Source organism: Rahnella aceris (assembly GCF_011684115.1).
Lineage (GTDB): Bacteria > Pseudomonadota > Gammaproteobacteria > Enterobacterales > Enterobacteriaceae > Rahnella > Rahnella aceris.
Genome location: NZ_JAADJV010000001.1, coordinates 1072081 through 1097794 on the forward strand (window position 1 = coordinate 1072081; position 25714 = coordinate 1097794).

At 55.6% G+C, this 25714-nt stretch carries 19 protein-coding genes; 5 read left to right on the plus strand and 14 right to left on the minus strand.

Annotated elements, in window-relative coordinates; translation table 11 throughout:
- Positions 1-160: 160 nt before the first annotated feature.
- The 7 genes from GW591_RS04850 to GW591_RS04880 form a co-directional block, all read right to left on the minus strand.
- Positions 161-3292: an efflux RND transporter permease subunit gene (locus GW591_RS04850; protein WP_119261565.1), complete on the minus strand. Its 3132-nt coding sequence runs from the start codon at positions 3290-3292 to the stop codon at positions 161-163.
- On the minus strand, positions 3289-4533 hold the full coding sequence (locus tag GW591_RS04855; RefSeq protein WP_112198660.1) for an efflux RND transporter periplasmic adaptor subunit: 1245 nt from the start codon (positions 4531-4533) through the stop codon (positions 3289-3291). Before GW591_RS04855 ends, GW591_RS04850 begins: the two co-directional genes overlap by 4 nt.
- Positions 4533-5786 (minus strand): TolC family protein, encoded by a 1254-nt coding sequence (locus tag GW591_RS04860; protein WP_112151881.1) that lies wholly within the window; start codon positions 5784-5786, stop codon positions 4533-4535. Before GW591_RS04860 ends, GW591_RS04855 begins: the two co-directional genes overlap by 1 nt.
- A 14-nt stretch (positions 5787-5800) precedes the next feature.
- A complete protein-coding gene (locus GW591_RS04865; RefSeq protein WP_112151882.1) occupies positions 5801-6136 on the minus strand; it encodes a copper-binding protein in 336 nt (111 codons plus the stop codon).
- Between the two features lie 102 nt (positions 6137-6238).
- A complete protein-coding gene (locus tag GW591_RS04870) occupies positions 6239-6658 on the minus strand; it encodes a hypothetical protein (protein WP_166860206.1) in 420 nt (139 codons plus the stop codon).
- 177 nt (positions 6659-6835) lie between these two features.
- On the minus strand, positions 6836-7843 hold the full coding sequence (gene corA / locus GW591_RS04875; RefSeq protein WP_013575270.1) for a magnesium/cobalt transporter CorA: 1008 nt from the start codon (positions 7841-7843) through the stop codon (positions 6836-6838).
- 118 nt (positions 7844-7961) lie between these two features.
- A complete protein-coding gene (locus GW591_RS04880) occupies positions 7962-8795 on the minus strand; it encodes an oxidoreductase (protein ID WP_166860207.1) in 834 nt (277 codons plus the stop codon).
- A gap of 163 nt (positions 8796-8958) precedes the next feature.
- Between GW591_RS04880 and GW591_RS04885 the strand changes: the two genes are divergently transcribed.
- Complete coding sequence (locus tag GW591_RS04885) at positions 8959-9900, plus strand: AraC family transcriptional regulator (protein WP_166860209.1); 942 nt, start codon at positions 8959-8961, stop codon at positions 9898-9900.
- 7 nt (positions 9901-9907) lie between these two features.
- On the opposite strand, the gene GW591_RS04890 is transcribed toward GW591_RS04885, so the two are convergent.
- The 3 genes from GW591_RS04890 to GW591_RS04900 are packed head-to-tail and all read right to left on the minus strand — an operon-like array spanning position 9908 to position 14329.
- Positions 9908-11590, minus strand: a complete 1683-nt coding sequence (locus GW591_RS04890) for an efflux transporter outer membrane subunit (RefSeq protein ID WP_041673121.1) — start codon at positions 11588-11590, stop codon at positions 9908-9910.
- A complete protein-coding gene (locus GW591_RS04895) occupies positions 11574-13142 on the minus strand; it encodes a DHA2 family efflux MFS transporter permease subunit (RefSeq protein ID WP_013575274.1) in 1569 nt (522 codons plus the stop codon). The genes GW591_RS04890 and GW591_RS04895 overlap by 17 nt, the downstream gene beginning before the upstream one ends.
- Positions 13139-14329, minus strand: coding sequence for an HlyD family secretion protein (locus GW591_RS04900; RefSeq protein WP_015689869.1), 1191 nt, complete (start codon positions 14327-14329; stop codon positions 13139-13141). The genes GW591_RS04895 and GW591_RS04900 overlap by 4 nt, the downstream gene beginning before the upstream one ends.
- Positions 14330-14608: 279 nt before the next feature.
- Between GW591_RS04900 and GW591_RS04905 the strand changes: the two genes are divergently transcribed.
- Entirely contained in the window at positions 14609-15520 is a 912-nt protein-coding gene (locus tag GW591_RS04905; protein ID WP_015689870.1) for a cation diffusion facilitator family transporter, read from the plus strand.
- Positions 15521-15690: 170 nt separating this feature from the next.
- On the opposite strand, the gene phoA is transcribed toward GW591_RS04905, so the two are convergent.
- From phoA to GW591_RS04920, 3 genes are all read right to left on the minus strand, one after another.
- Positions 15691-17121: an alkaline phosphatase gene (phoA, locus tag GW591_RS04910; protein WP_112151886.1), complete on the minus strand. Its 1431-nt coding sequence runs from the start codon at positions 17119-17121 to the stop codon at positions 15691-15693.
- A gap of 813 nt (positions 17122-17934) precedes the next feature.
- Positions 17935-18855 (minus strand): L,D-transpeptidase family protein, encoded by a 921-nt coding sequence (locus GW591_RS04915; RefSeq protein ID WP_015689872.1) that lies wholly within the window; start codon positions 18853-18855, stop codon positions 17935-17937.
- A 261-nt stretch (positions 18856-19116) separates the two neighbouring features.
- Positions 19117-20670: a DHA2 family efflux MFS transporter permease subunit gene (locus GW591_RS04920; RefSeq protein WP_013575279.1), complete on the minus strand. Its 1554-nt coding sequence runs from the start codon at positions 20668-20670 to the stop codon at positions 19117-19119.
- Between the two features lie 81 nt (positions 20671-20751).
- Between GW591_RS04920 and GW591_RS04925 the strand changes: the two genes are divergently transcribed.
- The gene (locus GW591_RS04925) at positions 20752-21876 is read left to right on the plus strand and encodes an HlyD family secretion protein (protein ID WP_013575280.1); all 1125 of its coding nucleotides are present in this window, start codon (positions 20752-20754) and stop codon (positions 21874-21876) included.
- Between the two features lie 37 nt (positions 21877-21913).
- Positions 21914-22504: a TetR/AcrR family transcriptional regulator gene (locus tag GW591_RS04930; protein ID WP_166860211.1), complete on the plus strand. Its 591-nt coding sequence runs from the start codon at positions 21914-21916 to the stop codon at positions 22502-22504.
- Between the two features lie 59 nt (positions 22505-22563).
- Here GW591_RS04930 and GW591_RS04935 read toward each other — a convergent pair whose 3' ends face one another.
- Positions 22564-24675 (minus strand): TonB-dependent siderophore receptor, encoded by a 2112-nt coding sequence (locus GW591_RS04935; protein WP_119262236.1) that lies wholly within the window; start codon positions 24673-24675, stop codon positions 22564-22566.
- A 351-nt stretch (positions 24676-25026) separates the two neighbouring features.
- On the opposite strand from GW591_RS04935, the gene GW591_RS04940 reads away from it, so the two are divergent.
- The gene (locus GW591_RS04940) at positions 25027-25710 is read left to right on the plus strand and encodes an O-methyltransferase (RefSeq protein ID WP_112151889.1); all 684 of its coding nucleotides are present in this window, start codon (positions 25027-25029) and stop codon (positions 25708-25710) included.
- The last annotated feature ends 4 nt before the right edge of the window (positions 25711-25714 follow it).

The following is a 25714-nucleotide window of genomic DNA, read 5'->3' on the forward strand; positions in this document are numbered from 1 at the left end:
GTGGGGTATTAAAGAAAAATCAATAAGTTGAAGTATACCTTGACAAGATGTTAGCCCTTAAAACCCCCTCCCGACCTCCCCCTTCGCAGGGGGAGGAGCCAGGACAAAACCCTAAGAATGATCCGTTCGGCTCCCCGCTGCGAAGAGGAGGGGCTTTCCCTTAAACTTTTTTATTCCTTCTCCGATGCATCAGCAAATACACCGCCGGAATCACCAGCATCGACAACAACGGGGCACTCACCATGCCGCCGATCATCGGCGCGGCAATACGCTGCATCACTTCTGAACCGGTTCCGCCGCCCCACATGATCGGCAGTAAACCCGCCATGATAGTGGCAACAGTCATGGCTTTTGGCCGGACGCGCAACACCGCACCGTGGTGAATGGCGTCGCACAGTTCTGCCTCACTCATATCCCCGCCGGCTTTTTGCTGACGTTGCACCGCCTGATTCAGATACAGCACCATGATCACCCCGAACTCGGCGGCAACCCCGGCCAGGGCGATAAACCCGACGGCGGCGGCGACCGACAGATTGAAACTCAGCAGGTACAACAGCCAGACGCCACCGGTCAGGGCAAACGGCAGTGTCGCCATGATCAGCAGGGCGTCGCGCACGCTGCTGAACGTCACGTATAACAGGACGAAGATGATCAAAAGTGTCACCGGTAGCACGATTTTCAGTTTTGCCGTGGCGCGTTCAAGATACTCGAATTGCCCCGACCAACTGACCGTCACCCCTTCCGGCAATGTTACCTGCTGGCTGACCGCCTGTTGCATGTCTTCGACGGCAGATTTCAAATCTCGTCCGCGCAAATCCACATAGATCCAGTCTGAAAGACGGGCGTTCTCACTTTTCAGCATCGGCGGGCCATCGGTGACGTTGACGGATGCCAGCGCCGACAGCGGCACCTGTGCGCCGGAGGCGGTCAGCACCGGTAAATCCCGCAGCGCCTGCACGTTGTCGCGCAGCTCACGCGGATAACGCAGGTTGATGGGATAACGCTCGCGGCCTTCCAGCGTTTCGCCGATATTTTCCCCGCCGACCAGCGTTGAGACCAGCGACTGTAATTCAGCTACCGTGACACCGTAACGCGCTGCTTCACGCCGGTTAATATCAATATCGACGTAACGGCCACCTTCCAGCCTTTCGGCCAGTGCCGAGGTCACGCCCGGCACCTGTTTCACGATATGCTCGATCTGCTGGGCGATCTGCTCGATTTGTGCAACGTTATTGCCGTTCACCTTGATGCCCACCGGGCTTTTGATGCCGGTGGCCAGCATGTCGAGACGGTTGCGGATAGGCGGTACCCAGACGTTGGCGATGCCGGGCAATTTCACCGCGTTGTCGAGTTCTGTCACCAGTTTGTCCGGCGTCATGCCCGGTCGCCACTGGTCCCTCGGTTTAAAGCGGATGGTCGTTTCGATCATGGTCAGCGGCGCCGGGTCGGTGGCGCTGTCGGCGCGTCCGGCCTTGCCAAATACACTGGCGACTTCGGGCACAGTTTTGATTAACCGATCCGTCTGCTGCAACAACCGTGCGGCTTCGCGGGCTGAAATCCCCGGCAGCGTCGACGGCATATACAGCAGGTCGCCTTCATCGAGCGGCGGCATAAATTCACTGCCCAGTTTTGCCAGCGGATACAGAGACACCAGCAGGAACAGGCCGCTGAATAACAGCGTGGTTTTCGGACGTTTCAGCACGGCAGAAAGCACCGGCTGGTAGGCGGCAATCAACCAGCGGTTGATCGGGCTGGCGTTTTCATCAGGAATTTTGCCACGAATAAAATAGCCCATCAGCACCGGCACCAGGGTGATGCCCAGCCCGGCAGACACCGCCATCGCGTAGGTTTTGGTGAATGCCAGCGGGGAGAACATCCGGCCTTCCTGTGCTTCCAGCGAAAACACCGGAATAAACGACAGGGTGATGATCAGCAAACTGCAAAACAGCGCCGGACCCACTTCCGTGGCGGCACGCTCAGACACCTTCCAGTAATCCGCAGACGCAGGCTGCTGGCCGGGATGATCGTGCCGCCATTGCTCCAGCACCTTATGCATATTCTCGATCATCACAATCGCCGCATCGACCATGGCGCCGATGGCAATCGCGATACCGCCGAGCGACATAATATTGGCGCTGACCCCCTGATAATGCATGACGATAAACGCGCCGAGAATACCGAGCGGCAGGGTGATGATCGCCACCAGCGCCGAGCGGAAATGGAACAGAAACAGCGCGCAGACCACTGCGACTACCGCGAATTCCTCCAGCAGTTTATGCGACAGCGTTTCGACGGCGTTTTCAATCAGCGGCTGGCGATCGTAGACCGGCACGATTTCAACCCCCGCAGGCAGCGTGCGGGCGAGGGCATGTAGCCGCTCTTTCACCGCCTTCAGGGTTTCCAGTGCATTTTTACCCGAGCGCATAACAATCACGCCGCCCGCCACTTCGCCTTCACCGTTAAGTTCCGCCACGCCGCGCCGCAGTTCAGGGCCAGTGCGGACGGTGGCGACATCCGCCAGCAGCACCGGAATACCGCTGTTGACTGTCACGACCACATTGTTGAAATCTTCCAGACTTTTCAGATAGCCGGAGGTGCGCACCATGTATTCGGCCTCGCCCATTTCCAGCAGCGAGCCACTGCTTTCCTGATTAGCGTTTTGCAGCGCGGTCACCAGTTGCTGATGCGTCACGCCCCGGGCGCGCATCCGTTGCGGATCGGCCACTACCTGATACTGACGCACCATGCCGCCGATGCTGGCGACCTCAGAGACATTCGGTACGGTTTTCAGGTCATAACGCAGCGTCCAGTCCTGCAGGGCGCGAAGTTGTTCGAGGCTGTGTTTGCCGGTTTTGTCGATCAGCGCGTATTCATAGATCCAGCCGACGCCGGTGGCATCCGGTCCCAGCGAGGCTTTGGCTCCGGCGGGCAGTGAGGATTGAACCTGACTCAGGTATTCCAGCACGCGGGAGCGCGCCCAGTAAGGATCGGTACCATCATCGAACAACACATAAACATAGGCATCACCGAACATCGAAAAGCCGCGCACGGTTTTCGCGCCGGGCACTGACAGCAGAGTGGTGGTCAGCGGATAGGTCACCTGATCTTCGATGATTTGCGGTGCCTTGCCCGGATAACTTACGCGCACGATCACCTGCACATCGGAGAGATCCGGCAGGGCGTCGAGCGGCGCTTTCTGCAATGACCAGATGCCCCAGCCCGCCATCATCAGCGCGGCGAGTAACACCAGCAGCCGGTTCTTCAGCGACCAGCGGATCACAGCGGCAATCATAAATCACCTCCGTGCTGGTGCGCGTCCGGCGCCGGGGCGTCGGTGGCAGGCAGTGCGCTGCGCAGGCTGGCTTCGGAGTCGATCAGGAACTGCCCGGAGGTGACAACAGACTGACCTTCTTCCAGGCCTGAAAGTACCTGCGTCCAGCCATCACGCGTCACGCCGATGGTGACCTTCTGCGGGGTGAAATGTCCGTTGCCGTCGTCGAGCAGCACGGTATTGCGGCTGCCGGTCTGGATCAGCGCTTCCTGCGCAATGGCCAGAACCGCCGTCTGCGCACTGACATCTGGCGATAAATTCAGGTACATGCCGGGACGCAGTTTTTCCTGCGGATTATCAATCACCACGCGGGCTTTCAGCGTACGGCTGACGGCATCCACATCCGGCAGCAATTCGCTGACCGTACCGTGAAATATCTCGCCCGGCTGACTGTCGGCACTGGCCGTAATTTTGCCGCCGATCTGGATCTGACTGGCGGCAGAAGGCGGATAATCCATCACAATCCAAACCTGTTTCAGACTGGTCAGTTCGAACAGCGGCTGTGTGGCGCTGACCTGCGCGCCTTCACGCACGGAAAGCAGGCTGATATAACCGTCTTCCGGCGCGACCACGTCGATGCGGGTTTGCGGCTGACCGGTTTTATCGACGCGGCGCAGAATGTCTTCCGGCATAAACTGCAAAGCCAGCCGCTGACGGGCGGCGGCAGTCAGGCTGCGGTCGCCAAGCTGACGCACGGCCAGATATTCCTGCTGCGCGGCGGTCCAGTCGGGGATCCACAGTGTGGCCAGTTTCTGACCTTTTTTCACAGGCTGCTGGCTGGCAGCGACGTAAAGTTTTTCGACTAAACCATTCGCACGCGCGGCGACCGTGCGCAGGCTGCGTTCATCGGCGCTGACCGTGCCATACACATTAAGCGGTGCGGAAATCATCCGTCGCTGTACCTTTTCACTGCGCATACCGAGATTTTGCTGCTGACGGGCGCTGACCGTCACACCGCCGTCATCCGTGGCTTCATCGGCGTAACGCGGCATCAGATCCATATCCATAAAGGGCGATTTGCCCGGTTTATCGAAACGCTGGCCGGGCGTCATCGGGTCATACCAGTACAGCACTTTGCGTTCGGCCGGAGCAGCAGAAGCCTGCGTTTGCGCCGCAGGGCTGTGACGGCCAGCCACGTAACCGGCGGCGAGTGCGGCCATGATGGCGACGGCCAGCAGGCTGTAAGTTTTAGCGGAAGTCATTAATGAATCTCCTGGGGGGCCAGATAACGCAGGGCGACCCAATAGCGGGCCACTTCCAGCCCGGCATTGCGTTCGGAAATCTGGCTGTCGATCAGGTTGCGGCGGGCGTCGAGAACGTCATTCAGGCTGCTTTTTCCGGCGCGATACTGTGCCTGAATCACGCTGATGCGTTGCTGTTGCAGGGGAATAACGTTGTTTTTTTGCCGCTGCCATAACGTGGCGGCGGCCTGATATTGCGCCAGCAAACTGGTCAGTTGCGCCTGATGGTCGCGCATCAGTTGCGCCAGCCGGTCATTGCTTTCCATTGCCATCGACTGATCGGCGGCGTGATCTTTATCCTGACGCGAAGCGGTAAACAGCGGCAGATCGACGGTAAACATCACCCCTGCCAGATCTTCATAACTGTCGGCACGATGGGCGTAATAGACTTCCACGCCGACATCCGGCAGCGCCGCAATGGCCGACTGGGAAGATTTCGCCTGCGCCACATCGGCTTCACGCCGAGCCTGAATAATTTCAGGATGTTGTTCGACGCTTGTCGCCTGTAACGCCTGTGGAGGAAGTTCGGTGAAAGGCGGAATGGCACCGTTAATTTCAGGCTGATCGATGCCGGTCAGCTGGCTTAAGCGGGTGCGCGCCAGTTGAACATCCCGTTCGGCTTCGGTCAGTTTGTCTTGCATGCTGATGAGCGTCAGGTGCGCGTCCAGCACCGAGGCGGGCAGCGAACTGCCGCTGCTGACACCGCCCCGCTGAACCCCAATCTGGCGCTGACTTTCGTCCACCAGTTTTTGTAATTGCGAGACGGTTTGCCCGCCGATAGCCAGTTCCATCCAGGCCAGTGCCGCATCGCGTTGCAAACGTGCCCGGATACTCTGGCGGGTAGCCGCCACTTCCCGGGATTCTGCACGCAGCGTGTCGGCTTTGCGCTGGCGCTTATCGCTGCTGATGTAATCCTGCATGATGCCGATACGTTCCATCGTCATCCCTTCACGGGTAAACCGGTCGGTGTTGCCGCCGCTGACCGGCAGGTTTTCGATACCGAATTTCAGCTTCGGATCCGGCAGTTGCATGGCCGAATCGGCACGGTTATCCAGCGCATTGATCTGGTGACGACTGGCAGAAAGCTCGGCGGAATAATCCTGTGCAGCGACCAGCGCCTGCGGCAGGGTAACGGGTGTGGCAAACGCGCTGACCGGCACAAAAGCCAGCAGCCATTGCCACGTCATCCGGTGATGGCGCGGTAAAGTCAACATGGTGAATCTCCCGGTCAGCGTTTCAGCGGTGTCAGTGTCTGTAACTGATAAGCGGACTCAGTTTTGACAAAGCTAAAGGTGACCGGCGTACCGGCGGGCAGGGAGTTGGCGGCGATCTCCGGCGGCAGACGGAAATTCATGGTCATGGCCGGCCATTTCAGCGCAGGAATGGCGTGATGGGAAATCCCCACGCGATCAGACTGCCACTGAGTGATCACGCCTTCGGATTCATAGGCCTGCATATTATGCTGCATCGCCATAGCATCGTGATTCATTGGCATAGCATCGGCAAAAGAATAAGCTGAAATAAAGAAAAGACTTGCGGTAAATACATTTAAAATTGCACGCATGGGAAATACTCCAATACTGTCATTAGATAAAAACTGGCCATTAATCTGGCAAAACAATTTCATTTAATATTGAGTGCGGAAAAACACTCAGGACAGCAGGGGCTATTCTCTGTATCGGCAGAACTGAACTTCAGCGGGAGGCGGAGTGACGGTTGGCGCAATCCAGTCCGCGGTGGTGACCGCTGTGCTGGCATCGACGGTGAGCATGGCTAATGCCGGAGCGACGGGCAATGCCACCAGTGGCGCGGAACCACTGTCAGACTGGGTTCTTTCAGGGGCACAGTGCTTCTCACACAACAGCGACTGACTCTGCATGTGCTCTGGAGAATCAGGCATTTGCATGGTGATGTTATGTGCCATGGCGGTGTTTTTCACCGGCGGGCGCATATCGCACTGATGGCTGGCGAGCGCCAGTTGGGCATTCAGGACAAGCCAGCATAACGCGAACAGCAACACACTGACCCGCTTGCCGGGCAAGCGCAGCGAATGCATGAACTGTGAAATCGCGAAACGGACTGACATGATGAATATTATTTCCGTAAGGAAGATGCGACCGAGTATATAAGGAAATAAGGCGAAGTGGAAAGGACAAACAGAATAAGTCAGGATTAAAATTGTCAGGATAATTAAAGAACGCGAATAACAGCGGTTTCTGTTATTCGCATGTTAATTAACGTGTGTTTTCAGGTGATAATTAACTTACAGCCAGCCTGATTTTTTAAGCTTCCAGTATAACCACACACAACCGGCGACAGTGACGCCCAGCGTTACCGGATATCCCCACCAGTCATCCAGCTCCGGCATGTTTTTGAAGTTCATGCCGTACAGACTGAAAATCACTGTCGGGATCGCCAGAATCGCGCCCCAGCCCGCCAGTCGCTGTACCACTTCGTTCTGATGCACCGACACCAGCGCCAGATTCACATGCATGGCGTTCGACAGCATTTCGCGCACATCGTCCGTCGTGCGGATCACCTGATTAGCGTGGTCCTGCACATCACGCACATAAGCCCGCAGGCTCTTAGGCATCAGTTCTTCGTAGTGATGGCTGAGCTGATTACAGATATCTTCCATTGGTACCGCGGCGTTGCGCAGCGAGAGCAGATCCCGCCGCAGACTATAAACCTGCTGCACCGCCTGCTGATTAAAGGTGTTGCGGAACATCAGTTTTTCGATGGCATCAAACTGTTCGGTGTACTGATGCAGGATTTCCAGATAGTTATCCACGATGGAATCGAGTACGCAATACAGTGCATAAGCCGGCCCTTTACTCAACATTTCCGGGCGTTCTTCGGCGTGTTTACGGATTTCTTTATAGCTGGATGACGCACCGTGACGCACGGTGATCAGAAAGTTTTTGCCGAGAAACAGGTGTGTTTCGCCGTACTCGATGGTTTCATTCACTTTCTGCGCAGTGTGCGTAACGATAAACAGCGATTCGCCGTACTGCTCAATTTTCGGTCGCTGATGGGCGGTCAGTGCATCTTCAATCGCCAGGTCATGCAGACCGAATTCTTCCTGAATGCTGCGCATATAGGCATCTTCCGGCTGCCACAGTCCGAGCCAGACAAAGGTATCGGGCTCTTTCAGGACTTCGCTGATGTCTTCGACCGTCACATCCTGCAATCGTTTACCGTCGCGGTAAGCCACGCTGTTAATCACTGAATCACAGCTGGGTTTTTTATCTTCGTTGGAAATGGAATTCATTGTTTTACCCGATTGTTATTCAGACGAAAATCCTGCCCGCAGGCAGGACGATTTCAGTGTCTGAACAGAATAGCGCAGTCTCCGGGAAATGCGCTGACGGGATCTTTAAAAGAATGTTTCAGCCATCGGCAGACCGGCTGACCGTTTCCCAGATATCGATATCCTCACGCATTTGTTGCATCTTTTCCCTGACAAATTTAACGGCGTCACTGCCGAGTAACAGCGAGGCTGGCGGCTCAGGCGCATCGAGCAACTGCAACATCGCTTGTGCGGCTTTTAGCGGGTCGCCCGGCTGATGACCGCTGCGTTTTTCCCGCGTTTCCCGCACGGGGTCGAAACTGGCATCGTAATCACTGATGGCACGCGGTGAGCGCACCATCGAACGTCCCGCCCAGTCGGTACGAAAAGACCCGGGCTGAATGGCCGTGACGGCAATATTGAACGGTTTGAGTTCTTTGGTCAGTGTTTCAGAGATCCCCTGCAAGGCGAATTTACTGCCGCAGTAATAGCTGATGCCCGGCATTGTAATAAAGCCTCCCATCGACGTGATGTTAAGAATATGTCCACCACGACGCTGACGAAAATACGGCAGGAAGGCTTTGATGACCGCAACCGCACCAAAAACATTGACGTCAAACTGATGCAGCGCCTCGCTTAACGGCGACTCTTCCATAATACCTTCATGTCCGTAACCGGCATTGTTGACCAGCACGTCAACGGCACCGATTTCCTGTTCCACGGCAGCCGCGAGCGGGGCGATAGCCTCGAAATCAGTGACATCCAGCATGCGACCAAAACTACGGCGGGGGGCCAGCGCGTCAAATTCTGCGCAGGCTTGCGCATCACGCAGCGTGCCGACCACACGATGTCCTGCTTTCAGGGCTTCTTCTGCCAGCGCACGGCCAAATCCGCTGCTGACGCCGGTGATGAATAATAATTTTGACTGACTCATACAAACTCCTCAGTAAAAAGCGGACTTGCAGAATAGGGGGGACAACAGCAAATCCGTAGCCCCGATCCTCTCTGATGTTTGCCTGTTCCTCTGAGGCGTCTGGACGCGACTGATTCCCGGTGCGACACTTCATTCACTTTCCGCTGCATATTTTCAGGTTCATATGACGTTTCCATCTTTGACAGTGACTGAGCAAATGATCGCGCTTTTGGACCAGCTTACGCCCCATGAAGGCTACAACCTGACGACGCTGGCAGATGTGCGTTTTTTACGTTCAAACCGTCCGCTGCTGCGCACGCCGGTTTTGTATGAGCCGGGGATCGTGATTGTGGTGCAGGGGAGAAAACGCGGATTCTTAGGTAATGATGTCTATTTGTATGATGCACAGCATTATCTGACCGTATCGGTGCCGGTGCCTTTCACCATGGAAACTGACGCCACCGCCAGTGAACCGATGCTGGCAATTTACCTGCGACTCGATTTCAGTCTGGCGGCAGAACTGATGTTGCAGCTCGATGCTTATGACGCCCCGCAGCCGGAATCGCCGAAAAGTATGGTGTCGAGCCTGATGGATGACGCGATGCGGGCTTGCGTATTACGTTTTTTGCAGGTGATGGCATCTCCGCTGGATGCAAAAATTCTGGGCAGGGCGATGATGCGTGAGTTGTATTACCGCGTGCTGACCGGTGCTCAGGGCGGCACGCTGCGCAGCGCACTGACCCTGCAAGGGCAATTTGGCAAAGTGGTAAAAGCCCTGCGAAAACTGCACGCAGAATACCACTCGCATCTGGATGTGAATGCGCTGGCAAAAGAAGCGGGAATGAGCCTGCCGACGTTTCACAGTCACTTTAAAACCGTCACTGATACGTCGCCGATGCAGTATCTCAAGTCCACCCGTTTGCATCAGGCCAGATTACTGATGTTGCGCAATAACCTGACCGCCTCGGCGGCCAGCGCGCAGGTGGGCTATGAAAGTGTGTCGCAGTTCAGCCGCGAATTTAAACGCTTATTCGGGCTGACCCCGGTGAGTGAAGTGGCGCGGATGAGGCAGAATTTTTCATTGCCTGCCCCGTCCACGCCGTCGGATTTTATCTCTTCACATTAATAAGGCGTTACGGTGTCACGCCAGACGTGGTTTGTACCTTCACATCCGGCGTGGCTGCCGGACCAAAGACGGTGTAGGTCGGCAAATCGACGTTCTGATACGGCTCCCAGCCGCCGCCTAACGCTTTATACAGCGAGACCAGGTCGGTGCTGGTTTTCACTTTCGCTTCAGCGGATTGCTGATGCGCCTGTGCCAGCTGGCGCTGGGCATCAAGCACGTTGATAAAGGTAGAAAGCCCCTGGCGGTAGCTGTCGCTCGCCAGATCAAACGCGGTCTGTAGCGCTTCGGTCGTCTGGTCTAAACCGCTGACCTGATCCTGATCGGTGCGGTAATTCACCAGCGCATTATCGACATCCTGCAACGCTGTCAGCACGGTCTGGCGATAATTCAGCGCCGCATTCGCCTGTTGCGCACGGGAAAGATGCACGCTGGACACCAGACGTCCGCCCTGGAAAATCGGCAGGGAAATCTGCGGGCCAAAGGAGTAGAAATGGCTGCTCCAGTTATCGAGATAACTGACGTCCGTGTTACGCATACCGAACTGGCCGGTGAGCGAAATACTCGGGAACATCTGCGCGACGGATACACCAATATTGGCGGTTGCCGCGTGGAGATCTGCCTCGGCTTTGCGTACGTCCGGACGACGGCGCGCCAGCTGTGACGGCACACCGACCGGCACGGCAGCGGGCAGGGCAGGCATCGGTTTAGGGGCAGAAAGTTCAGCATCCAGCGAGCCAGGCGTCTGACCGAGCAACACGGCCAGTCCGTTCATTGCCTGACGTTCCTGCGCCTGATATTGCGGCAACTGGGCGCGCAGGGAACCTAACTGTGCGCGGGCATTTTCGACATCAAGCTGCGGTGACAGTCCGTTTTGCTGACGGTTTTGTGTCAGATCTAAGGTTTGCTGCGCGACATCGATTTGCGTCTGTATCGCTGCCGTCACGCTTTGCGCGCCACGCAGTTGCAGATAGGCACGGGCGACCTCAGCTTCCAGCGAAACTAATGCATCGTTGCGTTGTTCTATGGACGATTGCGTCTGGGCATTGGCGGCTTCGACCTGACGTCGTGTGCCGCCGAACAAATCCAGCTCCCAGCTGGCATCGAAATTGCCCTGATACAAATTCACCGGCCGCGTAGCCGTGCTGATCGCGCCGGAGGCTTCCGGTCCGAGATCGTCAAGTTGTTGCGAGGCGCCGCTGGAATCGAGAATACCTTTCAGACCGAGCTGCTGACGGGTCATTTTCGCGCTGCCCTGCACCGATGGCAGCCAGGCGCCTTCGGCCTGTTTCACCTGCTCGCGGGCACCGGCGATACGCAGTACTGCCTGTTGCAGGGAAATATTCCCGGCAATCGCACGGGTGATCAGGCTGTCGAGTTGCGGGTCATTAAAGGCTTTCCACCACAGCGGATTTGGCTCCGAGGGCAGGGCAATCGATGCGCCGTCTTTGTCTTTCGGCTGGGTCATATCGTTATAGGCCGAGGGTGTCACCGGATTCGGCTTCTGATAATCCGGGCCAACGGAGCACGCTGCTAATACCAGCGTTAATGTCGAGAGAGTCAGAAAACGGGTGCCTGAATGTAAAACCCCCTTCCGGCCCCGGCCTTCGCAGAGGGTGGAGCAGGACGGCATCACGGATGGCTGATTTCTCAGAGTAGAGCTTTTCTTGTTCAACTTAATGTGCTCCGGCATTACCTTCGCTCTTAACTGGCGAAAGCAGGAAACAAAACGGGATCAAAATAACGGCGACGATGGCGCAATAACCGAATACGTCGATGTAGGCCAGAATGCGCGATTGCGAAATCATCTCCTGATACATGCGCACGGTCGCCAGTTGCATCGGGTCGCCGACCACGTGGGCAAAATCACGGATCGCCTCAGCGCTTTTGCTCACCGCCTGATTAAACTGTTCATTGAGCGGCGACATGTTGTGCGCCATATGCGCACTGTGTGCCTGCGTTCGCTCGGTGACACCGGCTGTCGCCAGCGAAATACCAATCGACCCCGCGACGTTACGGAACATGGTAAACAGCGCGGCAGCGTCGGCGTTCATTTTTTGCGGGATGGTAATAAATGCGATAGTGGTCAGCGGCACAAACAGGAAACCGAGCCCTATCGACTGCGCGCTGCGGTACAGCACCAGCGTTTCAAAATCGACATCAGGTGTCAGCGTTGCCGAATAGATAAACGAGGCCGCCAGCAGGAAGAAACCGAAGGCAATGATGTAACGCGTTTGTACAACGGGCATCAGCTTCAGCACCAGCGGGATCGACAGCACGATCAGCACCGCGCCCGGCGACATCACCAGCCCCGAGAGTGTGGCGGTGTAACCCAGTTGCTGCTGCGCCAGTTGCGGAATGACCACCGAACTGCCATACAGAATCATCGCCATACCGGCCATCAGTAAACCGGCGACAGCAAAGTTTTTATCCTTCAGACAGCGCAGATCGACCACCGGTTTTTTGGCGTACAGCAGCCAGTAAACCGCGCCGACAATCCCGGTGGCCGCCAGCACAGCAAAGGTGACAATAAAGCCGGACTGGAACCAGTCATCGTCTTCGCCGCGGTCCATCATCACCTGTAAGCAGCCCAGACCCAGCGCAATCAGCCCGATACCGATGTAATCAATACTGAGTTTGCCTTTTGCCTTGCGCTCCCACGGCGGATCTTCCAGCAGCTGATAAATCGCCAGCAGGGCAATAATCCCGACCGGAATATTGATCAGGAATACCCAGCGCCAGCTGAAGTTATCCGTGATGTAACCGCCAAGTGTCGGGCCGACGACCGGCGCGACAATAATGGCAATCGATGAAAGGCCAAACGCTTTGCCGCGATCTTCCGGTTTAAAGTAATCCAGCAATACCGATTGCTGGATCGGCTGCAAACCGCCGCCGAAAAAGCCCTGCAGGATGCGGAATAAGATCATCTGCCACAGTTCGGTGGCGATGCCGCACAGGAAGGAGCAAACGGTGAACATGCCGATACAGATCAGGAAGTAAGTTTTGCGGCCCATCACGCGGCTGAGAAACGCCGAAATCGGCAGCACGATACCGTTCGCCACCAGATAGGACGTCAGCACCCAGGTCGATTCGTCATAACTGGAAGATAATGAACCGGCGACGTGCGGCAGCGCCACGTTAACGATAGTGGTGTCCAGGATTTCCATGAACACCGCAATGGTCACGACGGCGGCAACTGCCCACGGATTGGCCTTGGGTTTCCAGTAGCTGCGATCTTCATTCATTCGACGGTCACCGTCGGTTCGACAGACAGACCCAGCGGCAGAGGGTGATTCTCATCAAGACCGCTGTCGATGACGATTTTCACCGGTACGCGCTGAACGATTTTCACGTAGTTGCCGGTGGCGTTTTCAGCCGGGAAGGCCGAGAAGCGCGAACCGGTGCCTTGTTGAATACTGTCAACGTGGCCGTGAAGTTTGATGTCCGGGAAGGCATCGACGGTAATTTCCACCTTGTTGCCGGGGCGCATGCGTTCGAGCTGCGATTCTTTGTAGTTTGCGGCGATCCAGATATCTTTCGAAACCACTGAGAACAGCGAGGTTCCGGCCTGAACCAGCGTACCGAGCTGCACATTACGCTTGGTGACGTAGCCGTCGAACGGTGCGCGCACCTGCGCATAGGAGAGGTTGAGCGTCGCCGTTTCCAGCTGAGCTTTCGCCTGTTCAACCTGTTGCTGACGAGCTTCGACGTTGGTTTCAGCCTGACGGATATTCAGCTGTACCTGCGCGGCAACCTGCACCTGCGCTTTGGCATTTTCCAGATCAGCGGCTGCAGAACGTACCTGCGCGTTGGACGTATCAATATTTTGTTGCGTGGTGGCACGCGGGTCTACGCCGCGCTGACGACGGAAATCGGCAGTGGCATTCAGCAAATTGGCTTCCGCCCGCGTCTGCTGGGCTTTCGCCTGAGCAAGCTGCGCCGGATATTGTACTTTCGCCAGATCGTATTGCGCCTGCGCCTGATGCAACTGCGCGACCGCCAGACCGAGCTGAGCCTGTGCCTGATCGCGCTGCGCGGCCGCGTCACGCGGATCGATTTCCACCAGTAAGTCGCCTTTCTTCACGAACTGGTTATCTTTCACCGCAAGATGAGTGACATAACCGGCAATTTTCGGCGCGATGGTGACGGCATCACCTTCGGTAAAGGCGTCATCGGTGCTGACCTGATCTTTGGTCATCAGCCACCAGACCAGTGCCACGACCACCATCACCACTACCACAATCCCGAGGATGATCAGGGGTTTCTTGCCGGGGCCTTTACGCTTTTCATCGTTATCCTGTTTACTGTCGTCGGGATTTTTCTGGTCTTTGGGATCCTGAGTGTGACCTCCTCCTGATTTTACCTGGCTGGAATCGAGTTCAGTATTTGCGTCGCCGGACGCGGAGGGCTGTGTCTTGTTATCGTTTGTCATAATGCTCTTCTGAATAGTGCTCTTCTGATTATCGGCCGCCACGCGCCGGAACAAAGAAATCTTGTTTTAAGCTAGAACGTATTGATGTAAATGCAAGTAAATCCATGTCAATTAACCTTAGGGAAAGCACAAAGATCCAAACCATAGGGAACGTCTTAAAAGTTGGAAATGGGTTATAATGCCGGGCTGGTATTTGTATTTTTCAAATAAAGTTGATTCTCTGCTTCAGGACATTTTTGTGAAACATTCCCAACAACAATCATTCTTGTGGGTCAACCCATGACCCGTCCCGCGCCTTCCTATAAAGGCCTGACACGTATTGCCTCGCTGGTGTCGCTGTGCGTCGCGCTGATCCTGGTTTGCGTCAAAGTCTGGGCATGGACCGCCACCGGTTCGATTGCGCTGCTGACCTCTGCCGCCGACGGTCTGGTCGATGTACTGGCCTCGATGGTGACGCTGATCGGCGTGCGTTATGCCGGACGGCCGGCAGACAAAGGCCATCGTTACGGCCACGGCAAAGCCGAAGCTGTGGCCGCGTTTGTACAGGCGCTGTTACTGGGCGGCGCGGGGCTGGTGCTCGGCGGTGAATCCATCGGGCGCATCATTAATCCGGAACCCCTGGCGCAGCTCGGTCTTGGTATCTGGGTGATCATCGGCAGTTCGCTGGCCGCCACCGGACTGGTGCTGATGCAAACCTATGTGGTGAAACGTACCGGATCAACGGCCATCGCGGCTGACCGCGCGCACTACATTACGGACGTCGCGGTGAATATTGCCGTACTGCTGGCGCTGATTTTCGAGCGTTACTTCGGCTGGACGCGTTCCGACTCCATCGGCGCGCTGTTGATTTCCTTCTATATGATCTGGAATGCGCGCGGTATGGCGGCAGATGCACTGACCCAGTTGCTTGATCGCGAACTGAGTGCAGATGACCGCAAGCGCGTGAAAGCGGCAGTATTAAGTGTTGAAGGCGTGCGCGGTGTACATGACATTCGCACCCGCAACGGCGGCGACCGCGTATTTGTCGAGTTTCACGTCGAGGTTGATGGCAATCTGACGGTGGATGTCGGGCACGATATCGGTGATGCGGCTGAAATGGCGGTGAGCAAGTTGTTTAAGTCTGCGGATGTGACGGCTCATCTGGAGCCGGACGGGATTGATGACGACAGACTGGATAATTTATTGCACTAAGGTCAAGGTTGTGGGTTTGCTCCCTCCCCTGCGAAGGGGAGGGTTGGGGTGGGGTATTAAATAAAAATCAAAGAGTTAAATTTTTTTAGTGTCAGTATTTACCCTTAAAACTCCCTCCCGTCCTCCCCCTTCGCCGGGGGAGGAGCAAAGCAAAACCCTCATTTTCAAAACTATTGCGCTTTAATCGCCATGGCATCCCGCATGGTATAGAACAAATCCGTCTGATCCGTCAGACCCACCACATTCGCCGCATGCGGGCCAAACGCGGCAATACGCAGCTGCGTCCCGGTGTGTCCCTGTGAATCATCTTCTGAGTTGCCGTAGCTGATGGTCATCGGTGCACCGTCCCTGGTGGTCAGCGTCTGGGTCAGACCGGGGGCTTTGGCATCGGATTCGATAATCTGGCTGGAATGGGCGTGGTCGGCGGTGACGATAACCAGCGTGTTGCCGTCCTGACGGGCGAACTCCAGCGCTTTTTGCACGGCCTCATCCAGATCCACCGTTTCACCGAATTGTCCGCACGGATTAGCGGCGTGATCCTGTTTATCAATCGATGCGCCTTCAACCTGCAGGAAGAAACCGTTCTGATTAGCTTTCAGCAAGTCGATGGCTTTTTCAGTCATGGCGGCAAGCGTCGGGATGTCAGCGGTGCGCTGCGGATTGGCTTCACAGGTGACAGCCGGTTTATCAATGTTGCCGTGATAAGTGGCTTTCGGACCCTGCCAGCGCACCGGCATGTTGCCTTCGGAGAACAGGCCAAGAACCGGTTTCTTCTGGTCTGCCTGCGTGATGGCACTGAGCTGTTCTGCGTTTTCCACCCAAACATAACCCTGTGTCAGCGCCTGTTCTTTGAGGGATTTATCCTTAAATTCACCGGCTTTCGCCAGCTGGCTGAACGATTTTCTGCCGCCGCCCAGCGTGACATCAGCGCGAGCCTGCAACAACTGTTCCGTGATCGAACCGCGTCCGCCATTTTCCAGCGCGTTGCTGGCGCATTTCTCTGCGGTTTCTTGCGGGCCGTAGCACTTGCGTGAGGTCACATGCGCAATCTGTGCGGCCGGCGTTGCATCCTGCAATTCTGCGGTGGAGACGTTGCCGGTGGCCTTGCCTGCGGCTTTGGCGATCTCAAGAATGGTCTGGTGATCTTTGCCGTTTACATCCACGCCAATCGCGCCGTTATAGCTTTTAACACCGGTCGCCCAGGCGGTGGCTGATGCGGCGGAATCGGTCACGTAACTTGGTTTTTGCGTTTTCTTATCCAGAGAATAATGCGTGTACTGGCCGGTCAGCGGCAGGGCATCAATGCCTTTGAAATAGCCGCCTGCGCCTTCTGCATAGTTACGTGCAGACGTGATTTCAGAATCACCCATGCCGTCGCCAATCAGCAAAATCACGTTTTTCACCGTTTTGTCTGACAACGAGGCTTTCAGCGCTGCTGTCTGATCACCGCTCAGACGGCGGGCACCACCCGGTTCCGTCAGCACGCCTTTTGCCGCCCGGTCGGTCAGCGTGTCGGTTTCAGCGGCGAGGGTGGAGGAAGAAGCGGAAAGCAGCAGGGCGGCAGTGACTGCGCGGGCGACCAGAGATACGGATTGTTGCATTATCAAAACTCCTTTTTATAAACCATCGGAAATAAAAATATACATATCGATATTTTTTGTTACCGGAAGGTTAAGGGAGACTTGTGACATTTTAATGACAGGCGCCGGACTGGCCGTGAGACTGGGTTTTAACTTCAACTTCAAGGTCAAGACCTTGGGTTGCCACCCAAACTGGCCTTAAGAGGCGCCTATCGCCGCGCCTCTTAAGAATCTCCGGCTCTTTTACTGCGCGCTCCGCTCGCTGGCTATGTTTCAGGTAGCACGGCGACAGGCTGGAAATCTTGCCGCTTTGCGGTTCCTTCACTCGGTCCTGGAGCCTTTGGTCTCCAGGCCGCTCCGTTCAGCAAGCTTTCTGAATCGCCCGCGACTTTTTAAAGAATGAAGTAAGTGAGGTTGTGAAGTAAAAGCCTGAGGCCGGTTCCAAAATATCGCCTGAGGAGAGGTGGAAAACCGCGCGTCTTTTTTGCGCGGGTTGTAACCCGAACGAAGGGAACCGCGCAGCGGCGGGATTTTGCGGCTATCACTGCGGCTGATGAAACATAGTCAGCGAGCGGAAGCGCTTGTTGAAAAAGCGAAGGGAGATCCAAGAGGGAAAAAGCACGTTTCCCTCTTGGGCGGTTTCGGCGCTGCCCGATAAGTGATCACCGCAACTGAGAAACCGAAACTTTCTCGGCACAGCTTTCAGTGCAACTGAGAAACCGAAACTTTCTCGGTCAGCTTTTCAGTGCAACTGAGAAGCCGCCTTTGCATCGGCACTATGCAAAAAAAAGCCCCGATGAACGGGGCTTTTTCACAACAACGTCAAAGACGTAATTAGTTGATCTGTACCGGCATACCGGAACGCATCTCGATAGCGCGCTGAACAACAGTCTGGTTGACCGCCGGATCCATCGATACGCTGCTTGCGCTGCCTGCCAGAGTGATTGGCAGCGGCTGCTGAGAATCAAACTCTTCCTGGTTAGAGGACAGCGGGTTGTGGATCTCAATATAACGTTTGCCGTCTGGTTCCACGGTGGCTTTCACCGGCTCGTTGATGAACTGAACGCGGGTGCCTTGCGGGACGTTGTCGAACAACCATTTGATGTCAGCATCACGCAGACGCACACAACCGTGGCTCACACGCAAACCGATACCGAAATTGGCGTTGGTGCCGTGGACTGCATACAGACGCCCGACATACAGCGCGTACAGCCCCATCGGGTTGTCCGGACCCGCAGGGAAGACGGCTGGCAGGAATTCGCCACGAGAAGCATATTCTTCATGCATTTTCGCCGTCGGGGTCCAGGTCGGACCGGCTTTTTTACGCTGAACGGTAGTGACCCAGTTCATCGGGGTGTCTTTGCCCAGCTCACCGATACCGATCGGCAGCACGACCACAGTATTGGTGCCTTTCGGGTAGTAATACAGACGCATTTCAGCGCTGTTGATCACGATGCCTTCGTGCGGGGTTTCCGGCAGGATCAACTGCTGAGGAATGGTCAGCACGGTGCCCGGGGTTGGCAGGTACGGGTCAACGCCAGGGTTAGCTTCGAGCATGTTGCTCAAACCCATCTGGTATTGCGCTGCAAAATGTTCCAGTGGCAGGCTGCTGCCCTGCGGAACAGTAACTGTGATGTTTTCACCGACCAGACGACCATTATTGGCCGGAAGAGGGTAGACCACAGCAAAAGACGCCTGGCTATATGCAGCAACTGCCAAAACCAGGGTAAGGATTGCGCGAATGCTCATTTTCATATTTTCGTTGGTCGTTAATGCCACACTGGCAGTTGTCAGGATGTTGATTCCCCCCGATCCGATAGAAACCGGCCGGAGGAATAGTGTACTTGCACATAGCACTTGAAAGGGATCCGGTATGTGTAACGAATCGCATTTCAGGGCCGCTAATTATAAGGATTTATTTCAAACAGGCCAAAGCTTTCTCACCTTGTTAGAAAAGTTCCCTGCCACAACCGCATTTTTTGCGGCAGCCTGCACATTTCCTTCACATTCCTGACCTTATTTACGGCAAAACGGCACCATAACCAGTGCGGCAATAAACATCCAGGCCATGACCTGAAAGATGTCGTTGAACGCCAGCGTCAGCGATTGCGCCGCGACTTTCGCCCCAAACACGCCTTTCGCCATCAGCAATGCCTGAGCGGTATCAGGTGTCAGATGGCCGATTTTTTGTGCCAGCGATCCCATCACTTCCTGCGCATGATCCCCGTATTGCCCCAGCGATTCGCCGAAACGTGCCGCATGAACGCGGGTCCAGTCCTGCAACCAGGTATTCACCGTGGCAATGCCAATCGCGCCGCCGAGATTACGCATCAGGTTAAACAGCCCGGAGGCGTAGCGCAGTTCCGGCCCCTGAAACGCGGTCAGCGCCATGTTCACACTCGGCACGATGCACAACATAATGAACAGGCCGCGCACCACCTGCGGCCAGAAAAACTGTTCTGCTCCCCAGTAAGGAGTCACGGCGGTCGTCAGCCATAAACTCAGTGCGAAACCGGATAAACCCACGGTGATCAGTATCCGCCGGTCAACGCGGCTGATTAATCTGGCGGCAATAATCGTGCTGAAGAATTGCCCGACACCCACCACAAACACCGTTGTACCGATTTGCAGGCTGTTGAAATCGCGGATGCGGCCGAGGAAAACCGGCGTCAGATATGTAGAGGCATAAAGACCAAATCCAACCACCAGATTGAACAGGCAGGCGAAGGTGAATGTCGGGTCACGGAAGGGCGTCAGGCGTACGATCGGGTTTTTCGAATAAAAGGATCGTTCGAGAAACAGCACAAAGGCCACCAGTGAGAACCACGCCGAAATCTGGATTTGCGGATCGCTGAACCAGTTCTTGCGCGGGCCTTCTTCCAGCACATATTCCAGACAACCGAGCGCTATCGCCATCGACAATAAATGTATCCAGTCGATACGTTTAAGCATCGGATAATCCGCTTTATCCACATGAATAAACAGCACGGCACCGGTGGCAACCAGAGCGCCGGGCAGAATGTTGATGAAGAAAATCCAGCGCCAGTCGAGTAACTGCGTGACTATGCCACCCACAGTCGGCCCAAGCGTGGGGGCCAGCACGCTGACCATGCCGAGGATCGCCGGGATCAGCGCCTGCTGTTTGCCCTGAAACATGGCGAAGCCGGTCGCGAATACTGTCGGTACCATCGCGCCGCCGGTAAAACCCTGCAACGCGCGAAAGAAGATCATCGACTCGATATTCCACGACAATCCGCACCCGATGCTGCTGAGGGTGAACAGCGCCGCCGATGCGCTGAACAGCCAGCGGGTGGAAAGTGCCTGCGTCAGAAAAGCCGAGAACGGGATCATCACCAGTTCGGCGATCAGATACGAGGTTTGTACCCAGCTGATTTCATCCGGTCCGGCGGAAAGCCCGGCCTGCACATCGTTTAACGAGGCGGCGACAATCTGGATGTCGATGAGCGCCAGAAACATACCGAACGCCATAATGCTGAAAATCAAAAACTTACGTGATGTCGGATAATCCGCAGGCGAAAGCGTCGCGGCTGGAGTCAGGGTGACAGACATGGCTATGAGATCCCGGGGACTTGTTTATATGATGGTCATCATATTAATATGATGACCATCATACAATGAGTGAAATTAAAAATGAGTGAAGCAACAGCAGATGAAGGGAGCGCGTCCCCGGCAGTAAAAGCCACTAAACGGTCAAAGCGGATCTTTGTGGTCAGCGGTATTGCGCTGATGGTAGCCCTGAGTGGCGCGGCATGGTTACTGGCTGCGCCCGCGTCGGAATCCACGGATGATGCCTATCTGACGGCAGACACCACCAGCGTTGCGCCAAAAGTAAAAGGCTTCGTTTCGACGGTGCTGGTGCGTCATAACCAGCGGGTACATGCCGGCGATAAACTGGTGCTGATCGACAGCGAAGAGTTTACGGCTCGTCTGGCGTCTGCGCAGGGAGAACTTGAAGATGCCCGCGCGCAGGTAACGCAACAGGAAGCGGCGTTGCTGAGCCAGCAGGCGCAGGAACAACTGGCACTCACCCAAATCGAAGCCGCGCGCACGGCGATCCGTTCGTCGCGTGCGGAACAGCAACATGCTGAAGCCGAGCAGCAGCGTTATCAGTCGCTGGCGGTCAGCGGTGCCACATCACGTAATGATGCCGACCGGTATAAAACGGTGGCGGTGACGGCAGAACAAACCTCGGCGCACGCCGCGGCGATGCTGGATGTTGCCCAAAATCAGGCGGCGGTGACACACGCCCGGCGGGCAGAAATTCAGGCGGCGCTGGCACTGGCGAAGGCCGCTGTGGTGAAAGCGCAGGCGGCACAAGCGCTGGCACAGCAGGATCTCAATCACACCACTATTGTTGCTGCCATCGATGGCATAGCGGGAAACCGACAGGTACAGGTTGGCGATTACGTTACACCCGGTCAGCGGCTGATGACGCTGGTACCTGAACAGGGCATTTATGTGACGGCCAACTTCAAAGAAACACAGACCGGCAGAATGCAGCCGGGACAACGTGCGGACGTGCATGTGGATGCGCTGCCGGGCGTGACGTTTCGCGGTGAAGTCGACAGCCTTGCGCCGGGATCAGGTTCGACGTTTGCATTGCTGCCATTTGAGCCGGGCACGGGTAATTTCACCAAAATTGTTCAGCGGGTGCCGGTGCGGATCCGGCTTGACGCTGGTCAGCCAGATTTAGCGGCGCTGCGCCCCGGATTATCCGTGGATGCGCGCGTTTCGTTAACCGATGCGGTCAGGTAAGCTATGACAGCAATTTTCTGATTATCAGGGTGTTATTATGCGCTATGAGAGTGAACATAAACCTAAAATCCGCGAGCGGATCCTGAAGGAGGCGGCGAAAGACATCCGTACCAAAGGGCCGTTGCAGGTCAGCGTGGCAGGTGTAATGAGCAAAGCTGGCCTGACGCACGGTGGGTTTTATGCGCACTTTGCCTCAAAAGAGGCACTGATTGAGGCCGCCATCGGGCAGATGTTTAATCAGGTTATGGTCCGCTGGGATAAAGAAAATCAGGGGCTGACGGCGCAGCAGCAACTGGCAGGGTATATCGATTTCTACCTGTCGCCCGGGCACCGCGATAACCGGGCGCAGGGCTGTCCGGTGTCGGCGCTGGCCTCTGAAACGCCACGCTTGTCAGCGCCCTGTCAGGCAGAGTTCGCGCGCGGCATCGAACGTATCCGTGGGATGATTATCCGCCAGCTGACAGAAATGGGCGTGGACGACCCGCAAACGCAGGCGATATCGGTCAGTGCGGAACTGATGGGCAGTTTGTCGCTGGCACGTTGTGAGCCTGATCGTGAAGTTTCAGATGCGTTGCTGGAAAGTGCGAAGAAAGCGCTGAAGGCGCGGCTGGATCTTGCAGAAGAATAAACCGTATCCGGGCGATTCACAGACCTCCCCCTTTTCAGGGGGAGGCGCTGAAAAATCTATCAAAAATCATACCCTACCGTAGCAACCACGGTACGTTCCTGACCCCAGTAGCAGTAGCTGGTGCCGTAACAGGCTGCGACATATTTCTTGTCGAACAGGTTGTTAGCATTCAGCTGCACATACGCGCCTTTCAGTTGCGGATTGAACTGCACCAGATTCATACGCAGTGACGCATCAACCAGCGTGGCAGAAGGCATGTGGCGGGTGTTTTCGTTATCCGCCCATTGTGTGCCGATGTAACGCACACCTGCACCCATATCCACACCAATCGGCGTGTTGTACTGACCCCAGATGGAAGCCATTTGTTTTGGCGTCACATACGGCGTGTTGCCGTTGTTCTCAGCCGCATCACGGATACGCACTTTGTTGTAGGTGTAACCGGCCATCACGTTAAAGCGTTCGGTAACCTGTTTCTTAGCTTCCAGCTCAAGACCCTGTGAGCGGATTTTACCTGCCGGCTCGTAGTAGCTGCCGACTACCACGCGGTTACCCACGTCTTTTTGCGTCAGATCATACAGCGCCGCGGTGTACATATCGGAAGTGCCGACCGGCTGGTATTTGATCCCGGCTTCGTATTGCTCACTCTGCATCGGTTTCAGCAGCGTGCCGTCAGCGCCTGGCAGGGCAGATGGCGTCATCGCCTGGCTGTAGCTGACGTACGGTGAAATGCCGCTGTCAAAGGCGTACAGCAGGGAAGCGCGGCTGTTGAAATGACTGTCTTTACGTTCGCTGTTGCTGGTGGTGCCGTAGATGCTTTCGTAACTGCGGCTGGAGGTTTTTAGCGTGTCGTAACGGCCTGACAGGGTCAGATACCATTTGTTCCAGTTCATCTCATCTTGCAGATAGGTACCCATCTGCTCATAACGGTTTTTACCGCGTTTATGACTGTAATAATCCAGTGCATCACCGCCAACGCCAGTGTACGGGTTGAGGTTTTCAGCGTAAGCAGCGTCAGATTTCACATCATTGATAAAGTGGGAGTAATCGAAACCGATCACCACTTTATGTGCCAGTTCGCCGGTCGCGAAATCCGCTTCGAGCTGGTTATCAATCGCAAAAGTATCCAGCGAGGACTTCTCACCGGAATAATAACGACTCATCTCGGTACGGTCCGCATTCCAGCCCGCCTGATACACCTGATCCAACTCGGTGTTGGAATGCGTGTAGTTGGCATTCTGGCGGAATGACCAGACGTCGTTAAACGCGTGCTGGAATTCGTAGCTGTAGATTTGCTCCCAGCGTTTGAACTGGTTGCGGGTGCTTTCGCCATCGAAGAAACCCCGGCTCAGTTTCTGTCCGTAGAGGCTGCCGTCAGCCGGAACCGCGGCGTGGTAGCCACCGGACGGATCTTTTTGCAGATACGCGCGCAGTAAAAGCGAGGTATTTTCATCCGGCGTCCACAGCAACTGTGGCGAAATCGCGTAACGCTCTTCACGCTGGTGATCGTACTGCGTATCGCTGCTGCGGGTCATCCCGGTCAGACGGAATGCCAGCTGATCGTTGATGGCATTGGTGTAATCGAATGCGCCGCCTTTGGTATTTTGCGTGCCACCGGAAAGCTGGAAGTGACCTTCTTCAGCAAACTGCGGGCGCTTGGTGGATTCCACCACCACACCGCCGGGAATGCTCTGGCCGTAAAGCGCAGAAGACGGTCCTTTCACCACATCAATACGTTCCAGGAACCACGGATCAACCTGAATGGAGTTATAGGTCGAGCCATCGCTCAGGATCCGCAGGCCATCGAGGAAGGTGTTGTTGACGTCACCGCCGTGGAAACCGCGCAGGGAAATGGTGTCATAACGCGTTGCGCCGCCGGCAAAGTTGGTGAATACGCCTGGCGTGTAGTTCAGTGCAGCGTTAACCGTGGTGGCGTTCTGGTCAGTCATTTGCTGACGGGTCACAACAGAAACGGCCTGACCGGTGGTGATCAGCGGCTGATCCGTTTTGGTCGCACTTTTACTGGTTTTCGCGCTGTAACCCTGCGTCGGAGCATCGGCGGTATCCGCAGGCGCGGCTTTGACAATGACGGTGTCTTCAGCAGCCATTGAGGCAACCGGCATTGCCAGCGCGCACATAAGCACCGAGCGTTTGAGGGGGAAAGCCAACAACATATTCATAATCCCTATAAATAACTCAATAATGATTGAGTGATTAATTGATGCGTGTGTAATAAACCCAAAAGCCAACATGTGTTCCGCACAAAAGCGTGACGTGCGAAGGGCAGTCACTTAACCGAAACGTGACGGATGTTAAACTTAATGATAATTGTTATCATTATTATTTTACAAATTCAAGGGAACTTTACGCCAAAAATGTGAAGTGACGCATTTTTAACCTGATGAAAACGAGGGTTTTTTAATTGCGGCAATAAAAATCTGAGCAAAATGGCCGGAAGTGATTAGGGTTAATAGTGAGTTTTTTAATCATGTTCTCTATGTAGAATTCACGGCCGGGAGGCGAAAATGGGTCAGGGGAGTCCGGAGGAATACAGCAGGAAATGGGCAGCGGTTGACAACTATCTGGTGAGTCACTTAGTGGACAGCGATCCGGTTCTGGATCAGGTACTGAAAAACAATCATCAGGCCGGTTTACCCGCACACGACGTAGCACCCAATCAGGGAAAATTACTGGCGCTGTTCGCCCAAATCATCAGCGCACAGAAAGTCTTAGAAATCGGTACGCTCGGCGCTTACAGCACTATCTGGCTGGCGCGGGCGTTACCGGCGCTCGGAAAAGTCGTGACGCTGGAAGCCGATCCGCATCATGCGCGCATCGCACAAACCAACATTGAGCTGGCCGGTTTGCAGGATAAAATTACCTTACACACCGGGCCTGCGTCAGAGACCTTGCCCACGCTCGCGGCGGAAGCGCCGTTTGACCTGATTTTTATTGATGCCGATAAACCCAGCAATCCGCTTTATCTGGAATGGGCGCTGAAATTGTCGAAACCGGGGACATTAATTATTGGCGATAATGTGGTGCGGGACGGCGCGGTGGTGGATCCGCACAGCGACGACGCCCGGGTGCAGGGTGTGCGTCGCTTTATTGAGATGATTGAACAGGAACCGCGTTTATCAGCGACCGCGCTGCAAACCGTCGGCAGCAAAGGCTGGGACGGTTTTGTGCTGGCGCGGGTCACCGGTTAACAGG

Bases quoted from the DNA above. Each gene is read 5' to 3' on its own strand.
- GW591_RS04850 (WP_119261565.1), bottom strand. From the start codon at position 3,292: ATGATTGCCGCTGTGATCCGCTGGTCGCTGAAGAACCGGCTGCTGGTG.
- GW591_RS04855 (WP_112198660.1), bottom strand. From the start codon at position 4,533: ATGACTTCCGCTAAAACTTACAGCCTGCTGGCCGTCGCCATCATGGCC.
- GW591_RS04860 (WP_112151881.1), bottom strand. From the start codon at position 5,786: ATGTTGACTTTACCGCGCCATCACCGGATGACGTGGCAATGGCTGCTG.
- GW591_RS04865 (WP_112151882.1), bottom strand. From the start codon at position 6,136: ATGCGTGCAATTTTAAATGTATTTACCGCAAGTCTTTTCTTTATTTCA.
- GW591_RS04870 (WP_166860206.1), bottom strand. From the start codon at position 6,658: ATGTCAGTCCGTTTCGCGATTTCACAGTTCATGCATTCGCTGCGCTTG.
- corA (WP_013575270.1), bottom strand. From the start codon at position 7,843: ATGAATTCCATTTCCAACGAAGATAAAAAACCCAGCTGTGATTCAGTG.
- GW591_RS04880 (WP_166860207.1), bottom strand. From the start codon at position 8,795: ATGAGTCAGTCAAAATTATTATTCATCACCGGCGTCAGCAGCGGATTT.
- GW591_RS04885 (WP_166860209.1), top strand. From the start codon at position 8,959: ATGACGTTTCCATCTTTGACAGTGACTGAGCAAATGATCGCGCTTTTG.
- GW591_RS04890 (WP_041673121.1), bottom strand. From the start codon at position 11,590: ATGCCGGAGCACATTAAGTTGAACAAGAAAAGCTCTACTCTGAGAAAT.
- GW591_RS04895 (WP_013575274.1), bottom strand. From the start codon at position 13,142: ATGAATGAAGATCGCAGCTACTGGAAACCCAAGGCCAATCCGTGGGCA.
- GW591_RS04900 (WP_015689869.1), bottom strand. From the start codon at position 14,329: ATGACAAACGATAACAAGACACAGCCCTCCGCGTCCGGCGACGCAAAT.
- GW591_RS04905 (WP_015689870.1), top strand. From the start codon at position 14,609: ATGACCCGTCCCGCGCCTTCCTATAAAGGCCTGACACGTATTGCCTCG.
- phoA (WP_112151886.1), bottom strand. From the start codon at position 17,121: ATGCAACAATCCGTATCTCTGGTCGCCCGCGCAGTCACTGCCGCCCTG.
- GW591_RS04915 (WP_015689872.1), bottom strand. From the start codon at position 18,855: ATGAAAATGAGCATTCGCGCAATCCTTACCCTGGTTTTGGCAGTTGCT.
- GW591_RS04920 (WP_013575279.1), bottom strand. From the start codon at position 20,670: ATGTCTGTCACCCTGACTCCAGCCGCGACGCTTTCGCCTGCGGATTAT.
- GW591_RS04925 (WP_013575280.1), top strand. From the start codon at position 20,752: ATGAGTGAAGCAACAGCAGATGAAGGGAGCGCGTCCCCGGCAGTAAAA.
- GW591_RS04930 (WP_166860211.1), top strand. From the start codon at position 21,914: ATGCGCTATGAGAGTGAACATAAACCTAAAATCCGCGAGCGGATCCTG.
- GW591_RS04935 (WP_119262236.1), bottom strand. From the start codon at position 24,675: ATGTTGTTGGCTTTCCCCCTCAAACGCTCGGTGCTTATGTGCGCGCTG.
- GW591_RS04940 (WP_112151889.1), top strand. From the start codon at position 25,027: ATGGGTCAGGGGAGTCCGGAGGAATACAGCAGGAAATGGGCAGCGGTT.